Here is a 15,908-nt window from a genome sequence, read left to right as displayed (position 1 = left end):
ACGACATGCGCAGGGCCTATCTGCACCTCACCCGCTTCCCGGTGCAGCGCCGGGTGGTGGAGTCCCCGGAACTCGCGGGCCGTCCCTTCGCGCTGGTGGAGGCGGTGCGTGGCCAACGCCGCGTGGCCTTCGCCTCCACCTCGGCGTTGAAGGCGGGGGTGCGCCCGGGGATGACGCTGACGGCGGCCACCGCGCTGGAGCCGGGGCTGCGGCACTTCGACTACCGCCCGGAGGACGAGCTGCGCGCGCTGACGGCGCTGGGCGAGGCGCTGCTGCCACTGGCCCCGGGTTTTCAGCTCTGCGCCCCGGATGGATTGTGGCTGGACGCGGGGGCCGCGCACCTGTGCGACGGCGAAGAAGGTCTGGGCACGCGGATGCTGTCGCTGTGCGCCGAGCTGGGTTACCGGGCGCACGTGGTGGTGGCCTCGGAGGCCTTCACCTCGCGCGCGGTGGCTCGGCATGGCGCGCGCCGGGTGGAGGTGGTGGCTCCGGGGGACGGTGCTCGGGCCCTGGCGCCGTTGCCGTTGTCCGCGTTGGAAGGCCGCGAGGGGGCGGCGTTCTCCGCGCTGGGCCTCACCACGCTGGGCGAGGTGGCGGCGCTGCCCGTGGGGGCCGTGGCGGCCCGGGGCGGCGCGGCTGGCGCACGGGTTCATGCGAGGTGCCGCGGAGAGGACGACACGCCCTTCGTCCCCGCGGTGCTGGAAGAGGTGTTGGAGGAGCGCGTGGTGCTGGACTTCCCGGCCGAGTCCTTTGAGCCGCTGCGCTTCGCGCTCAAGACGCTGACGGACCGGCTGGGGGCACGGTTGTCCGGACGGTGCCGGGCGGCGGTGCGGCTCACCTTCACGCTGAAGCTGGACCCCTCGGGGCAACGGCAGGTGACGCTGACGCTGGCGCGGCCCACGGCGCGGGCGAAGCTGTTGCACGAACTGGCGCGGCACCGGCTGGAGGAGCTGCGGCTGGAGAACCCGGTGGCGGAGGTGTCCGCTCGGGTGGACGAGCACTCCGAGGACGGAGGACAGCAGCTCGCGCTGGGGGACGCGCCGGAGGGCGACGCGGCGCTGGAAGTCGTGCTGTCGCGGCTGGCGTCCACGTTGGGGGAGGCGTCGCTCTTCGCGGCGGGCCTGGAGGCGGTCCACCGGCCCGAGGCGGCCCATGGAACACGGGCCTTCCGGCCCCCGGAGGCGCGGCGGGGCCTGTCGGCGGAGTTGCTGGAGCCGGCGCCCGGCGCGCCTCGGTGTCGGCGGCCTCACGGGAGCGTCCCTCCCGGCTGCTGGCGGAGCCGGCGTGTCTGGACGCGGAAGTGGCGGAGTCTGGACGCTTGCTGGCCGCGCGCATGGCGGGCCGGCGGCACCGGGTGACGGCGCTCACGGGGCCGGAGCGGCTGGGCGGGGAGTGGTGGTCGGAGACGCCCTTTCAACGGGACTACTACCGGGTCCACTTCGAGGGGCTGGGGCCCGCCTGGGTGTTCCGCGACGGACGGGATGGACGTTTCTACCTCCAGGGACTGTTCGACTGAGGCCCGGCGGCCCAGCATAGTGGCCTCGTCCCCGTCTCCCAGGTTCCCCGTCATGCGCGTCCTCCGTCCCGCGGCCGTCCTGCTTTGCCTCCTGCTCGCTTCGTGCGCTCCGCGTCAGGTCCGCCCGCCGGGGGCCCTGCGCAAGGTGGTGGTGGTGGTGGGCTCCCGGGTGGATTCGCTGCCGACCTTCACGTACCGGCAGGACATGATGGGGGAAGGCAATCCCCGTTCGGTGCTCGTCAGCCAGGCCCAGGCCACGCTGAGTGAGCGGGGCTTCGAGGTGGTGGGGACGCGCATCTCCCAGGCACCGTCACCCACCATCCACGAGGTGGTGGCGATGATCCAGGACAACGAGGCCGAGGCCGGAGTGGTGGTGGTGCTGAACTGGGTGGACGTGACGTCCGCCCAGCTGATGGGCCGCGCGGAGGTGCTGCTGGAGACGGGGGTGGTGGCACCCAACGGCAAGCTGCGGTGGAGCAACCCCACGCGCACCGTCTCCACGATTGGCATGTACCAGGCGCAGACGGACTTCCGCTCCTACCTGCGCAAGGCGGTGGTGGAGGCCATCCAGGCCATTCCGTGAGCCTCGGGCTCGGGCCGGCTCAGGGGGCCTTCTTCGGGCTGGCCAGGCGCAGGTGTTCGTAGACGGTTTCGGCGCGAAGGTAGAGGAACTGGGCGTCGCCGAAGGCCAGGGTGTCCCCGTCGTGGAGCAGCACCTGGGCGCGGTAGCCCAGGGGGGCGCCGTTGATGAAGGTGCCGTTCATGGACTCGGCGTCACGCACGGAGAAGCCGCCGCGGGCGGCGTTCCAGCGCATCGTGGCGTGATGCTGGGAGACGGACGGGTCGGGCACCACCAGGTCGCACGCCTCGGTGCGGCCGACCGTCAGCTCCTCGCCGTCCACGGAGGGCTGGAGGAAGTGGACCTCCAGGTTGTCGAAGTCGCGGAGCATGGCGAGCAGCCGCTCGTCCATGTACGCGCGGTGTGCCATGCCGACGGTGCGTGCCGCCAGGCCCGGCTGTGCTGGCCGACGAGCTCCACGGGCTGCTGGATGAGGGCCACAGGGCCGGACGCGGCCCGGAACGCGTCCAGCGAGGCACCGGCGAAGGGGCGGAGCTGATTCACGGACACCATGAGGGCCTCCACCCTACGTGCAAGTGGCGGGGACGGGAAGCGCCGCGTCCACGTCTTCCGCCGTGGCGTGTTGGGGGCTGGCGTGGGAGCGTGGAGGTGGATGCGGGTACTCGTCACGGGAGCTGCGGGCTTCATTGCCCACCACGTCAGCGCGCGGCTGCTGGCGCGCGGTGATGCCATCATCGGCGTGGACAACCTGGACCCGTCCGGAGACGTGGCGTTGAAGCACGCCCGGCTGACGCGGCTCGGCACGCTGCCGGGGGCGACGGGCTTCACCTTCCGTCCCGTGGACGTTACCGACACCTCCTCGCTGCGAGCGCTCTTCGAGGAGATGCGCCCCGAGGCCGTGGTGCACCTGGCCGCGCGTGTGGGCGTGCGGGCGCCAGCGGGCACCGCGCAGGCATACGTGGACGCCAACGTGTCGGGGTTCCTCCAGGTGCTGGAGCAGGCCAGCGCCGCCCGGGTGCGGCACCTGGTCTACGCGTCCTCCAGCTCCGTGTATGGCGCGGGCTCGGCGCCGCCGTTCCAGGAAGGCGCCGCGGCGGACCACCCGCTCAGCGTCTACGCGGCCACAAAGCGCGCCGATGAACTGCTGGCGCACGCGTACAGCCATCTGCACGGGCTCCCCACCAGTGGCCTGCGCTTCTTCACGGTGTACGGCCCCTGGGGACGACCCGACATGGCCCCCTGCGCTTTCTCCGGGCCCTGCGTGACGGCACCGAGCTGGCCCTGCATGGCGACGGCCGGATGCAGCGCGACTTCACCTACGTGGAGGACGTGGCGGAGGCCGTGGTGCGCGTGCTGGACCGGCCGCCCCCAGGGGCACCTCGCCATCGCGTCCTCAACGTGGGCCGGGGCGAGCCTGTTTCGGTGCGGGCCTTCCTCTCCGTCCTGGAGCGGCTCCTGGGCGCCCGGGCGCGGGTGAAGCCCACGCCCGCGCAGCCTGGGGAGATGGACGCGACCTGGGCGGATCCTTCCGCGCTGGAGCGGGAGACGGGATTCCGGCCGCGCGTCTCCGTGGAGGAGGGGCTGACTCGGCTGGTGGCGTGGTTCCACGAACAGTCGGGCACCTGAGGCAGAACGACGAGACGTGGCTGGGCGTCTTCAACGTGCCTCGAGGTGGGGCCTTCGTGCCGGCTACCCGGACGTCACCGTCACCTGACCATGCTCCACGCGCCACACCTCGGAGGTGCAGGCCTGGGCGAAGGACGTGTCATGCGTGACGAGCATCAGCGCGCCGGGGTACTCGCGCAGCGCCGCCTCCAGCCTTTCGATGGACGGCAGGTCCAGGTGGTTGGTGGGCTCGTCCAGCACCAGGGCCCAGGCGTGTTGGCCCAGGCCCCGGGCGATGAGGAGCTTGCGCACCTCGCCGGGGAGGGCTGCTCGGAGGCGAGCAGCCGCTCCGGGTCCACGCCGAGCGCCGCGACGAGTGACAGCACGCGTCCGCGTTCCTCGGGCGGCAGTGCGCGCACGGCGTCCAGCGTGGCCCGGGCCTCGTCCGCGCTGACGTCCTGGGGCAGGTAGAGCACGCGCTCCAGCGGAATGCGCGCGTTCTCCAGCAGTGCGCGCACCAGGGTGCTCTTGCCGGCGCCGTTGGGCCCTTCGATGCGCACGCGGGCTTCGCGGCTCACGGAGAGATTCACGGGGCCCAGCAGCTCCACGTCACCGGCGCGGAGGCCGGGCACGTCCAGCGTGAAGAGCCACGGGTTCGGCGCGCGCACGTAGTCCAGGAAGACGGAGCGGCCCACCGTCTTGTCCGCGGTGAACTCGCCCACGGCCTCACTGACGCGCTCCAACTCGCGCCGTGCATTGCCCACGCGCCGTCCGGCCCCAGCCTCCGCCCAGCCGGCAACGACCTTGGCGCCCATGGAGCGGGCGTCGTTGTCGTATTTGTTCTTCAGTCGCTTGCGGGTGTGCCGTGCGGCATCCGCGGACTGTTGCTCGCGCCGGGCCTGGTCCAGCAGATGCGCCGCACGGCGTTGTTCGGCGCGGGCTTGCTGGTGGGTGGCGATTTCAGCCTCACGCTCGGCTTCCCAGTGCGCCCGCGCGGCGGTGTATGCGCCGGGCCACAGCCGCGCGCTGCCATGGTGGACGCGCAGCGTGGAGGTGGTGAGGGACTCCAGCAGGTCACGGTCGTGTGACACCACGATGCCCAGGCCCCGGAAGCGGCGCAGCGCGGAGACCAGCCATGTGCGGGCCTCCGCATCCAGGTGGTTGGTGGGCTCGTCCAGGAGCAGCAAATGGGGCTCCGCGGCCAGGGCGGCGCCCACCTGCCACCGCTTGCGCTCGCCCGGGGACAGCGTGGGCCAGCGCTCCAGCGCGGTGACGTCCAGGCCCAGCTGGCCGTGCAGCCGCCGCGCGACGGAGTCCCACGACTCCGCGAAGGCGGAGATGTCGGGCGTCAGCGCCTCCACCTCCTGCCGGCAGAGGCGGAGGGTGGGGGCGGAGGGCTCGAACTGAAGGTGCCCCTCGGTAGGCGTCAGCTCTCCCGCCAACAGCCGGAGCAGGGTGGACTTGCCGGCGCCATTGGCACCCACGAGCCCCGTCCAGCCAGGGGACAGGTGGAAGTCGACATCAGAGAGGACGGGAACGGCGTCAGAAAAAGCGAACGAAACGCGGTGCGCGCGCACGGAAGACATAAAGGAAGCTCCTGAATCCAGGGCGCAAGCCAGCCCGAAGGCGGCTCAGCGCGGGAACGTCAACGGACCTGGGAATTCAGCGAAGCGTCCTCAAGGGTGCGTCTGACCTCTCGTTGGGAGGGGGCGTCAATCCCTCCTGGGGATGGCTGCAATCTATGTCCAGACGCGCGCCGGAATGCAACCCCCGCCTTCATGGAGGCAGGGGGCTCTCCTCCGGCAGTGCGTCCGGCAGTCACACATCAACCTGCCGCGGGCGCCGCGAAGTTCCCCGTGTGGCGGGAGAGTCGCCACGCGCCGATGGAGGCCAGCAGGGCGCCCAGCATGGCAAGCAGCAAGGCGAGCGCCACGTTGTGCAGCGCCTCGAAGGTGCCGATGAAGAGCACGCGCGGGCCCTGGTCCCACAGCGGGCCGCTATAGGCCTGCAGGAGGGAGAGGATGCCGGTGGCGAAGCCGAGCGTGCCGGCAATCAAGGTGCAGAGTCCAAGCGACAGCATCAGCGGCACGTAGCGCGGCGCGGGCCGGCGTGCGTACTGGACGCAGGTGGCGATGAGCGCGATTCCCGCGAGCAACGTGGGGTACATCCCCCAGCCTCCTGCGATGAAGATGTTCTGCATGCTCCCCTCCGGTGAGTGTGTTCGGAGGCTCTGACAGCCGGACACATGGAAGGTTCCCGCGAAGTGACGGCGCGTGCTGGGGGTGTACAGGAGGGCACGCCGTCTGCTCGGCCCCTGGTGGCGCAATGGACCGTCGTCCTGGATGCGCGAACGCGAGCCCTGCTCCGTGTCCCGCGGGAGGCGCATTCCTCCCGCGGGGGCTGCCTACGCCTGCTCAGTCGTCCTGCGTGTCCAGGGCGGGCCGCGGACGCCGAGGGGCCACGGCGGGCGTGCTGCCGGGGAGGGTGGCGTGTTCGGGGACCACCGTGTTCCGGGCAATGGCCTGGGTGCTCAGGCTCGCGGCGGAGCGGGCCGGCGCCGGGGCGGGCCGGCGGCATCCCCCGTCTGCGCGAAGACCTCCTTGAGGGTGGCGACGGCGCCCAGCGTGGCGGTGGCCTCGTAGGGGACGAAGATCTTGTTGTCGCCCTTGCCCAGCTCCTGGAGGGTCTCCATGTAGCGCAGCGCGAGCACCTCGGGAGTGGCGCGGCCGTTGTGGATGGCCTCGAAGACGAGCCGGGTGGCCTCGGCCTTGCCTTCGGCCTGCAGCATGGTGGCGCGCTTGTGGCCTTCGGCGCGGGCAATCTCGGCGTCGCGTTCGGCCTCGGCGCGGAGGATGCGGGAGATCTTCTCGCCCTCGGCCTGGAGGATGGCGGCGGCCTTGTCGCCCTCGGCCTTGGTGACCTCGGCGCGGCGCTCACGCTCGGCGGTCATCTGCTTGGCCATGGCGGCCTTGATGGCCTGGGGCGGCTCGATTTCGCGCAGCTCCACGCGCGTCACCTTGACGCCCCACTTCTCGGTGGCCTCGTCCAGCACGATGCGCAGCTTGGTGTTGACCGTCTCGCGGCTGGTGAGCGTCTGGTCCAGCGTCAGCCCGCCCATGATGTTGCGCAGGTTCGTCATCGTGAGCTGCTCGATGGCGAGCGCGAGGTTCTCCACCTGGTAGAGCGCCTTCGCGGGCTCGACGATCTGGTAGTAGATGACCGAGCCGACCTCCATGTTGACGTTGTCGTGGGTGATGACCTGGACGGTGTCGAAGCCCATGACCTGCTCGCGCAGGTCCACGAGGTTGCTGCGCATGAAGCGGTTGCCCGTGCGCATCTCGATGGCGCGAGGGGCATCCACGAAGGGGACGAGGTAATTGAGGCCGCTGCTGGCCGTCTTGTAGAACTTGCCCAGCCGCTCCACGACCATGACCTTGGCCTGCGGAACGATGCGGATGCCGGTGGCGGCGACGCCCACCAGGATGACCGCGAAGATGCCGAAAATCGTCACGATTTCCATCTCGCCTACTCCTTCCTCGGGTCCCCTGGGGGAACCGGCAACGACGCCGTCGGTCGGCGCACCCAGAGTTTGAGACCTTCCACCTGCTCCACCGTGACGAGTTCGCCCTCGGGCACCGGGCCCGACAGGGAGCGCGCCGTCCACAGCTCGCCATTGATGCGCACCGTGCCCCCGAGCGGGTCGCCCAGGGACTCCACCACCACCGCCTCCTGGCCAAGCATGGCCTCGATCCCTGTCTTCAAATGCGTGGCGTCGCGCATGAAAACGCTTTTGAAGAGGGTGCGGGAGGCCGCGAACAGGGCGACGGAGACGGCGGTGAACAGGTAGAGCTGGCCGTTGAGGCTCAGGCCCAATGCCGCCCCGATCGAGGAGGCCAGCGCTCCCACGGCGAGCCAGAGGACCATGAAGCTGGTGAGCTGGAGCTCCAGCGCTCCCAGGAGGAGCGCCGCGATCAGCCAGAGCTGCCACGCGGTGGGAGTGAGGTCCATGAAGACATGTTTGTCAGTCGGATCGGCATCCTGTCAAACGGCGGTGGCGCGAGCTTCAAACATCACAGCTCAGGCTTTTGGGTGGAGCGCAGGTCGCTTAACTCCCTGAGGTTTGCCGCAGCCTCGCGGGTGTGCAGGACTTGCTGCGCGGATGCGACATTCACGAATCGCGTAACGAGACAGAGGCAGCGCCTGACGCGTTTGCCAGGCCCGGTTGGGAGCCCGAAGGAGGGCGCCGCCCGATCTGTCCGGCAATCAGCAGTCGCCCCCTTGCACGGATCGCCCTCATCCGCGTCAACCCATGAAGTCGCTTGCCCGCACCGCGAAGATCCAATCTAGCGCCTGAACGCCTGTTCGGCATCTAGATCCGGGCGTGGACTACGCCGAGCTGGTCTGCCGCTCCAACTTCTCGTTCCTTCGCGGGGCCTCGCATCCGGAAGAGCTGGTGGCCACGGCCGCGAGGCTCGGGCTGGGTGCGCTCGCGCTGACGGACGCGGATGGCCTGTACGGCGTGGTGAAGGCGCACCTGGCCGCGAAGGAGCACGGGGTGCGGCTCATCCTGGGCGCCGAGCTGACGCTGGAGGACGGCCCACCGGTGGTGGTGTACGCGGCGGATGGGACGGGGTACTCGAACCTGTGCGCCCTGGTGTCCCAGAGCCGGATGACCCACCCCAAGGGCGAGGCCGGGCTGCCGTGGCGCGCGGTGGCGGACCGGTCCGCGGGGCTGCTCGCGCTCCTTCCCGCGCCCGCGCCCTTCGAGCAGGTCGTCTCGCTGGCGGAGGCCTTCCCGGAGCGCTTCCACGTCGGCATCTGCCGGACCCTGTCCGCGGGAGACGCGGAGCGCGAGGCCCGGGCGGAGCGGCTGGCGCTGGAGCTCGGCGTGCCGCTGGTCGCGCACAACGACGTGCACACGCACCACCGCCGGCGGCAGGCCTTGCAGGACGTGCTGGTGTCCATCCGCCACGGGACGTCGGTGGACCGGGCGGGGACGCGGCTGTTGCCCAACGCGGAGCGGACGCTGAAGTCCCCACGGGACATGGCGCGCCTGTTCGCGGACCGGCCGGAGGCCCTGGCGCGCGCGGCGGAGCTGGCCTCGCGCTGCCACGCTTCATTGGATGACTTGCACTACCGCTTCCCGGAAGAGGACCTGCCCGAAGGTCGCACCGCGGACGCGCACCTGCGCGTGCTGACATACGAAGGACTGCGGTTCCGCTATCCGGAAGGGGTGCCCCCGGCGGTGGTGAAGCAGATTGAACACGAGCTGAAGCTCATCGCCGCGTTGGACTTCGCCGGCTACTTCCTGGCGCTGTGGGACATCGTCCGCTTCGCCAGGGCTCGGGGGATTCTCTGCCAGGGGCGGGGGAGCGCGGCGAACTCGGCGGTCTGCTACGCGCTGCAGATCACCGCCATCGACCCGGTGCGGATGGGCCTGTTGTTCGAGCGCTTCCTGAGCATGGAGCGCAAGGAGCCGCCAGACATCGACGTGGACTTCGAGCACGAGCGCCGCGAGGAGGTCCTCCAGTACGTCTACGAGAAGCACGGGCGTCGGCACGCGGGCATGGTGTGCGAGGTCATCTGCTACCGGGGCCGGCTGGCGCTGCGTGAGACGGGCAAGGCGCTGGGCCTGTCGTTGGACCAGGTGGACCGGCTGTCGAAGGTGTCCGCGTCGAACGGCTTCGACGTGACGCCGGACGTGCTGCGCGAGGCGGGCCTGTCCGCGGAGGACGGCCGGGTCCAGAAGACGCTGGCGCTGGCCATGGAGCTGGAGGGCTTTCCCCGGCACCTGTCCATCCACGTGGGCGGCTTCGTGATGACACGCGAGCCGCTGACGGAGCTGGTGCCGGTGGAGAACGCGGCGATGCCGGGCCGCACCGTCATCCAGTGGGAGAAGGACGACATCAACGCGGTGGGGCTGCTGAAGGTGGACCTGCTGGCGCTGGGCATGTTGACGGCACTGTCGAAGTGCTTCGCGCTGATTCGCGAGCACCACGGGCGGGAGCTGTCCCTGGCGACGGTGCCGGCCGAAGACCCGAAGGTCTACGACATGCTGTGCGAGGCGGACACGGTGGGCGTGTTCCAGATTGAGAGCCGGGCACAGATGAACATGCTGCCCAGGCTTCGACCGAGGACGTTCTACGACCTGGTGGTGGAGATCGCGCTCATCCGCCCGGGGCCCATCGTCGGCAACATGGTGCATCCCTTCCTGCGCCGGCGGAACGGCCAGGAGCAGGTGGAGTACCCGAGCGAGGCGGTGAAGGAGATTCTCGGCAAGACGCTGGGGGTGCCGCTCTTCCAGGAACAGGCGATGAAGCTGGCCATGGTGGCGGCGGGCTTCACTGCGGGCGAGGCGGACGGACTGCGGCGGGTGCTGAGCCACAAGCGCGCTGAATCCATGCTGTTGCAATACCGGGGGCGCTTCGTGGAGGGCTGCGTGTCGCGGGGGTACACACGCAAACAAGCCGAGGAGTGGTTCGACAACTTCCGGGGCTTCGCGCACTACGGCTTCCCGGAGAGTCATTCAGCGAGCTTCGCGTTGATTGCGTATGCGTCCAGTTGGCTGAAGTGCCACTACCCGGCGGCCTTCACGGCGGCGCTGTTGAACTCGCAGCCCATGGGCTTCTATGCGCCGCACACGTTGGTGGCGGACGCGCAGCGGCATGGCGTGGTGGTGCGGCCGGTGGACGTGCGGCACTCGAGCTGGGACTGCACGCTGGAGGAGGGCGGGGCCGCATTGCGGCTGGGGCTCCGGATGGTGAAGGGCCTGGGCGAGTCCGCGGGGCGGCGCGTAGCGACGGCGAGGCGCGAGGGCTTCCGTGACGTGGGTGACCTGGCGCGGTGGTCGCGGGCGCCCCGGCACGAGCTGACGCGGTTGGCCCTGGCGGGCGCCCTGTCGTCGCTGTGTGGCTCCCGGCGTCAGGCGCTGTGGGAACTCCAGGCGCTGGGGCCGCTGGACTCGGATGACCTGTTCTTCGGCATGGCCATGGACGGAACGGCGGTGGAGCTGCCGTCCATGGATGTGTTGGAGCGGGTCTGCGCGGACTACGACACGGTGGGACTCTCGCTGGAGAAGCATCCGCTGGAGCTGCTGCGCCCGGTGCTGAAGCAGCAAGGCGCGGTGACGGCGGAGGGACTGAAGAAGGTGGCCCACGGGCGGAGGGTGGCGGTGGGCGGCATGCTCATCTGCCGCCAGCGTCCACCCACGGCCAAGGGTATCTGCTTCATCTCCCTGGAGGACGAGACAGGCATCGCGAACCTGGTGGTGCCTCCGGACGTGTACGAGCGGTGCCGGAAGGACATCCATGGCGCGCTCTTCCTGGTGGGAGAAGGCGTCCTGGAGCGCTCCGGCAAGGTGACGAACGTGAAGTCCAGTCGAGTGGCGTCATTGCATGGACAGCGGGGGGCGCTGCCTGGGTAGGGTGAGCGCGCCTTCTCCGGGCTGCGCTGAAGCACGGGGCTTCAGCTTCGCGCGCGCTGCGTCAGCGCAGGTGCATGAACACCCGGGGTGAGGCGGGCAGCTCCACGTCGGGGGTGGTGAGCAGGCACGTCACCCGGGAGCCCCCGGGGAATGGCAACCATCCGGAGCGCAGCATCAGGTGGGCCGGCGTGCACGGGGTCCGCAGCATCGCCGCGCAGTCGGCCCCTTGGGCCACCATGTCCTGCATGGCCACCCACAGCAGCCGCCGTTGCTCCGAAAAGGGCAGCCCGTCCTGGAAGGCGAGCAGGTCCACCAGTCCTGTCGTCAGGAGGCCTCGGGCCGTCATCTGGAGGGTGTAGTAGTTGACCATGCCCTGGATGACGCCATCTCGCTCCAGGACGAAGGTGCGCGGGATGTCACGGAACTGGAGCTGGTGGGCCAGGCGCTCCGAGGTGTAGGCGTAGCCCAGGTTTACCGGCCGCATCATCTTCTGGACCAGGGCCATGCACTGCGGCAGGTCCCGGGGTTGGTAGGCCCGGATGCCGTCGGCGCACGCCGCCAGGAAGCCCCGGTGGTGGAGCGGACGCGTGAAGGTGAGGAACGCGCGCTCGGCGGCGCTCAGCGACCAGCGGACCGCCTTCTCCGTGTTGAAGATGTGCAGCCACATGCCCAGGTCGTTGAGGTAGCGCGTGTGGCTCCGCTGGCCCCAGAAGCCCTGGCCCAGGGTGCCGCCGGCCACGCAGCCCAAGGTGAGCGCGGCGCCGCGCTCGCGGTGGCGTGCCTGCATGGTGTCCGACAGCTTGATGCCAATTCCCTGGCCCCGGCTCTCCGGCGCCACGCTGACCCAGCTCCCGTAGGTGCCATCCACCTGCCGCGGGCCAAGCTGGATTTTCGCCGGCTCCGCCAGGAAGGCCCCCACCAGCTTGCCCTTTGAATACGCCCCCAGCAGATAGTCCCGGTCCGCCAGGGGATTGCTGAAGAGCAGCCAGTCGAAGAAACGCTCGTCCCAGACTGTCAGTCCCATCTTCACGCCGTAGGTGCGCTGCCAGACGCTGTTGATGAACTGGGATGCTTCCTTCGCGTCGCCCTCGAAGGTGCGGACCTCAACCATGACGGGCCTCGGGCGCGGAGATGGGCGCCGGTGCCGAGGCAGGAACGGAGACGCCGTTCATGTGCTCCAGGGTGGCGGCGGCCGGGTGCTGGCCAAAGAGATGCGTGTACAGCGCGCGCGTGGTGGGGATGAGGGCATTCCAGTCGGGGAGGTGGATCTTCTCCGGACCGACGAGCACCTTCGCGTAGATGGCCTCGTAGACGCGCTTCACCGTGTTGGGCGCGATGGCGTCCACATCGAACGCGGGCACCAGTCCCACCAGCTTGAAGCCGCGGTGCTCGGCGTTGCGCTGCGCCCGGGCCATCTTCAGGGTGGAGTAATAGAGGACGACCTCGGCGCCGATGTTGCGGCCCACCTCCTCCAGCAGGGAGATGCCGAACTGGCCCAGGCCCAGGCCTCGCTGAGAGGGTTCAACGGCCCCCATCGCGGCAGACAACTGCAGGCCGCGAGCGTTCTTCTCCAGCGTCAGCAGCCCAATGACTTCCTGGGTGTCCCGATCCCTTCCCAGAATCGCATACACCGGCCGATCCGGAGACTCACCCTGGATACAGACATACTGCTCATAGAAAGCGGGCTCCAGGTGCCGGCTCTCCGTGCCGACCCGGATGTCCGGGTACCACTTCTCCAGAAGCGCCGTGACCTGAACGACGGAGTCCCGCGAGAGCTGCTCCAGGCAGCAGTTCTCGGGTGGTCTGAGCCCCCCCATCATCTCGTCCAAGCTTCGCCATTGCATCGTGTGCATGGTGAGCATGATTCGAGATTGTGGATGCATTGCGCAGCTGGTTTTTTCTGTCTCTTGGTGGGTATGTCTTTGGCCGATCAAGTCTCCCGTTGAAGCGTGGTGTGTTACACAGGCGCCGCGTTTGGGAATGGGCAGGTGATGTGCGGGCTCGGATTGAGGGGAGGGGCGTCGTCTGCGAACCGACGTCCATAGGCCTTCAAGGGTGCCCGCCCCGGAGGGAGGGGCAGGGCGGCCCCTGGGATAGGAATTGCGTGTAAATGATTGAGGCTGTTTGGATGTGTCGTGTTGTTTCGGGCTGGTGCCAGACGCGGCACCTCAGGCCAGGAGCCGGACATCCTCCAGGCTCGCGGCCGGTTGGATGAGGTCCACGCCGTGCGAGGCGAAGCGCCGTGCCGCCGCCTTGCTCCGGGGGCCGTGGCCGTGCTCCAGGCACCACTGCGCATGGGCGCAGAGCAAGGCCAGCTCCAGCGTCCGTCCCAGCGTCAGCGAGAAGCGCCGGGCGCCAGCCTCCAGGGTTGCGGGGTCCTCCATGGCACCGGCCACCCAGGCCCGTGCGTGCTCCAGCGCGCCCTGGGCCGCGTCGACACAGGGCCGCAGGCCCGCGTCCCGGGTCTGGCCCAGGCGGCCCTCCACCTCGTGGAAGAACGCCTCCAGCGCACCTTCCTTCGCCAGGGCGCGCAGGGTGTCCAGGGAGAGGACGTTCGTGGTGCCTTCCCAGATGGACAGCACCTGGGCGTCGGCCTGGAGCCGCGGAATGCCCGTGTCTTCCACGTAGCCCGCGCCGCCGAAGGCCTCCGCGACTTCAGAGGTGACGTGCACCACCTGCCGGCCGGTGGTCAGCTTCGCCAGGGGCGTCACCAGTCGCTGCAGGAGCAGCTCCTGCTCGGTGGCCGTCTTCGCCTCCATGCGGCCCAGCAGCTCCACGGCGCGGAAGGCCAGCAGGAACCCCGCCTGGAACTCCGCCTCCAGCCCCGCCAGGGTGTCCATGTGCAGCGGCTTGTCCGCCAGCTTCGCGCCGAACTGCACCCGCCGCTGGGCGTAGTCCCGGGCCAGGGCCAGCGCCCGGCGCATGGCCCATGCGGAGCCCACCGCGTTCCAGGTGCGTGTCACATTCAGCATCCACGCCATGTTCCGGATGCCATCCGTCAGCCCCGCCACGGGAATGGCCAGCGCGCCATCCAAGGTCAGCTCCGCCGTGGGCACCTTGCGCGTTCCCAGTTTGTCTTTGAGCCGGTTGATCTGGATGCCATTGAGTCTTCCGGCCGCGTCCCGTGTCTCCACGTAGAACAGGGCCAGGCCCTTGCCGCCGGGGCCGTTGCCTTCCGGACGCGCCAGCGTGAGCGCCATCTGCGCCGTCGTCGCGGAGGTGAACCACTTCGTTCCAGACAGCCGCCAGCCCTCCGGGGTCTGCCGGGCCACCGTCTGCGTGAGGCCCACGTCCGAGCCGCCGGTGCGCTCCGTCATCCACTGCCCGGACGTCCACGCCGTGGCCGGGTCCCGGGACGTCAGGTGGGGCAAGGCGCGGTCGATGAGCGCCGTGTTGCCCAGCGTGAGCAACGAGCGCGCCGCGCCGTCCGTCATCGCCAGTGGGCACGAGTACACGTCCAGCGACGCCTGCACGAGGTAGTTGAGGATGAACTGGTGGACGCGGCTGAGTTCGGCGTTCTTCTGCTCGTAGGCCGTGGCCACCAGTCCGCGCCGCGCGGCCAGGGCCTCGGCTTCCTTCCACAGCGGCGACACCTCGATGTGGTCGACGCGGTGGCCCCACGCATCCCACTGGGTCAGCTCCGGCTCGTTCAGCCGGTCGCGGAGCTGGAAGCGGTAGAAGTAATCCCCACCCAGCTCTCCCAGCTCGCGGAACTCATCTGTCAGCGCGTGCCGCAGGTCCTCGGGGAGGGTGCGGGCCAGGTAGCTCTGGAGCAGCGCATCGTCGTCGTACTGATTGCCCAGCCTCGGCGGTTCCTGGAAGAAACTCATGCGCCAAGGGTAGCACCCATGTTCCGGCCCGGGCGCGTCTCGCGGTGTGAGGGCATTCAGGCCGGAACGTGGGTGATGCCGCCTGGCGGCCTACGGCTGCAGGGTGAACGTGTAGTTCGCCCCGTAGTCGGAGTCCCAGCGGCGGCAGGTGCCACGGTCCCAGTTCTCGAACCAGAGCTGCACGGAGGTGGCCCCGACGGGCGGGATGATGGTGACGGGGGTTCCCGTGCGCGTATAGCCGCTGGTGGTGGTGACGCTCTTCTCGCCCATCACCCCGTTGTTGAAGCGCCAGCGCACACCCACGTCCCACGTGGGCGCGCCGTTGTAGAGCAGCCGGCACTCGGGCAGGCGCGCGATGTCGTAGTCCACGACGAAGGGCTGGCCCTGGCGGGGCGTGCCCACCACGTGCTCCACCCAGCCCTGCTGGAACACGAGCGTCGCCGTGGGCGTGGCGCTGGCCTCCAGGACGTTGAACTGGAAGTTGCCGCCGTAGTTGGAGTCGTAGTGCTCGCAGCCCGGGCTGGACACGAGGAACCACAGCTCCAGCAGGCCCTGCGCCTGCAGGTCCAGCGTCGGTCCATTGCCGGTGACGGGCGCGCCCGCCACATCGAAGCTGGCCGGCGCGGAGCCGTTGATGCGGTAGTGGCCGGTGATGCTCCACGCGGGGCTGCCGTCGGGGTTGTTGACGCGGCACTGCGGCAGGCGCGCGGTGTTGTAGACGACCTGCACCTGGCCCCCCTCGGTCAGCACCTCCGACTGGTGGATGGTCCAGTTGCCATGGAAGGAGAGGGTGGGCGTCGTCTGCGCCGCTGCGGAGGTTCCGAGCAGGAGCAGGGGCAGGGCGAGGACGGACAGAAGTCGCTTCACGAAGAGCTCCAATGCGAATGATGGGGGTGGGCTTCGCGCGCCGCGCAGGCGGGCGGAGGCGCGCGCACTATCGACGAGGAGGCTGAC

The 15,908-nt window shown here is 69.8% G+C and carries 9 protein-coding genes and 4 pseudogenes; 4 read left to right on the top strand and 9 right to left on the bottom strand.

Annotated elements, in window-relative coordinates; translation table 11 throughout:
- Window positions 1-5: 5 nt before the first annotated feature.
- A pseudogene (locus QEG98_RS20925) lies at window positions 6-1,516 on the top strand (Y-family DNA polymerase).
- Between the two features lie 52 nt (window positions 1,517-1,568).
- On the top strand, window positions 1,569-2,099 hold the full coding sequence (locus tag QEG98_RS20920; protein ID WP_316562564.1) for a hypothetical protein: 531 nt from the start codon (window positions 1,569-1,571) through the stop codon (window positions 2,097-2,099).
- A 19-nt stretch (window positions 2,100-2,118) separates the two neighbouring features.
- Here QEG98_RS20920 and QEG98_RS20915 read toward each other — a convergent pair.
- Window positions 2,119-2,648 (bottom strand): annotated as a pseudogene (locus QEG98_RS20915) (FHA domain-containing protein).
- 100 nt (window positions 2,649-2,748) lie between these two features.
- On the opposite strand from QEG98_RS20915, the pseudogene QEG98_RS20910 reads away from it, so the two are divergent.
- Window positions 2,749-3,722, top strand: a pseudogene (locus QEG98_RS20910) (NAD-dependent epimerase/dehydratase family protein).
- Window positions 3,723-3,785: 63 nt separating this feature from the next.
- Here the strand turns inward: QEG98_RS20910 and QEG98_RS20905 are convergent.
- The 4 genes and pseudogenes from QEG98_RS20905 to QEG98_RS20890 form a co-directional block, all read right to left on the bottom strand.
- Window positions 3,786-5,287: pseudogene (locus tag QEG98_RS20905) on the bottom strand (ATP-binding cassette domain-containing protein).
- A gap of 239 nt (window positions 5,288-5,526) precedes the next feature.
- On the bottom strand, window positions 5,527-5,901 hold the full coding sequence (locus QEG98_RS20900; RefSeq protein WP_228565250.1) for a hypothetical protein: 375 nt from the start codon (window positions 5,899-5,901) through the stop codon (window positions 5,527-5,529).
- Window positions 5,902-6,231: 330 nt separating this feature from the next.
- The gene (locus QEG98_RS20895; protein WP_316562563.1) at window positions 6,232-7,221 is read right to left on the bottom strand and encodes an SPFH domain-containing protein; all 990 of its coding nucleotides are present in this window, start codon (window positions 7,219-7,221) and stop codon (window positions 6,232-6,234) included.
- A 5-nt stretch (window positions 7,222-7,226) separates the two neighbouring features.
- Window positions 7,227-7,709 carry an NfeD family protein gene (locus tag QEG98_RS20890; protein ID WP_090495399.1) on the bottom strand — a complete coding sequence of 161 codons (483 nt, stop codon included), beginning with the start codon at window positions 7,707-7,709 and terminating at the stop codon, window positions 7,227-7,229.
- A 373-nt stretch (window positions 7,710-8,082) separates the two neighbouring features.
- On the opposite strand from QEG98_RS20890, the gene QEG98_RS20885 reads away from it, so the two are divergent.
- Window positions 8,083-11,124, top strand: coding sequence for an error-prone DNA polymerase (locus QEG98_RS20885; protein ID WP_316562562.1), 3,042 nt, complete (start codon window positions 8,083-8,085; stop codon window positions 11,122-11,124).
- A 61-nt stretch (window positions 11,125-11,185) separates the two neighbouring features.
- Here QEG98_RS20885 and QEG98_RS20880 read toward each other — a convergent pair whose 3' ends face one another.
- The 4 genes from QEG98_RS20880 to QEG98_RS20865 form a co-directional block, all read right to left on the bottom strand.
- Window positions 11,186-12,235: a GNAT family N-acetyltransferase gene (locus tag QEG98_RS20880; protein ID WP_316562561.1), complete on the bottom strand. Its 1,050-nt coding sequence runs from the start codon at window positions 12,233-12,235 to the stop codon at window positions 11,186-11,188.
- Window positions 12,228-12,986, bottom strand: a complete 759-nt coding sequence (locus QEG98_RS20875; protein WP_316562560.1) for a hypothetical protein — start codon at window positions 12,984-12,986, stop codon at window positions 12,228-12,230. Before QEG98_RS20875 ends, QEG98_RS20880 begins: the two co-directional genes overlap by 8 nt.
- 306 nt (window positions 12,987-13,292) lie before the next feature.
- Window positions 13,293-14,954: an acyl-CoA dehydrogenase family protein gene (locus QEG98_RS20870; RefSeq protein WP_316562559.1), complete on the bottom strand. Its 1,662-nt coding sequence runs from the start codon at window positions 14,952-14,954 to the stop codon at window positions 13,293-13,295.
- Between the two features lie 90 nt (window positions 14,955-15,044).
- The gene (locus QEG98_RS20865) at window positions 15,045-15,821 is read right to left on the bottom strand and encodes a DUF6209 family protein (RefSeq protein WP_316562558.1); all 777 of its coding nucleotides are present in this window, start codon (window positions 15,819-15,821) and stop codon (window positions 15,045-15,047) included.
- Window positions 15,822-15,908: the final 87 nt, after the last annotated feature.

It is taken from the genome of Myxococcus sp. MxC21-1, from assembly GCF_032612255.1.
GTDB classification, from domain to species: domain Bacteria; phylum Myxococcota; class Myxococcia; order Myxococcales; family Myxococcaceae; genus Myxococcus; species Myxococcus virescens.
This window is presented reverse-complemented; position numbering and strand designations above follow the sequence as displayed.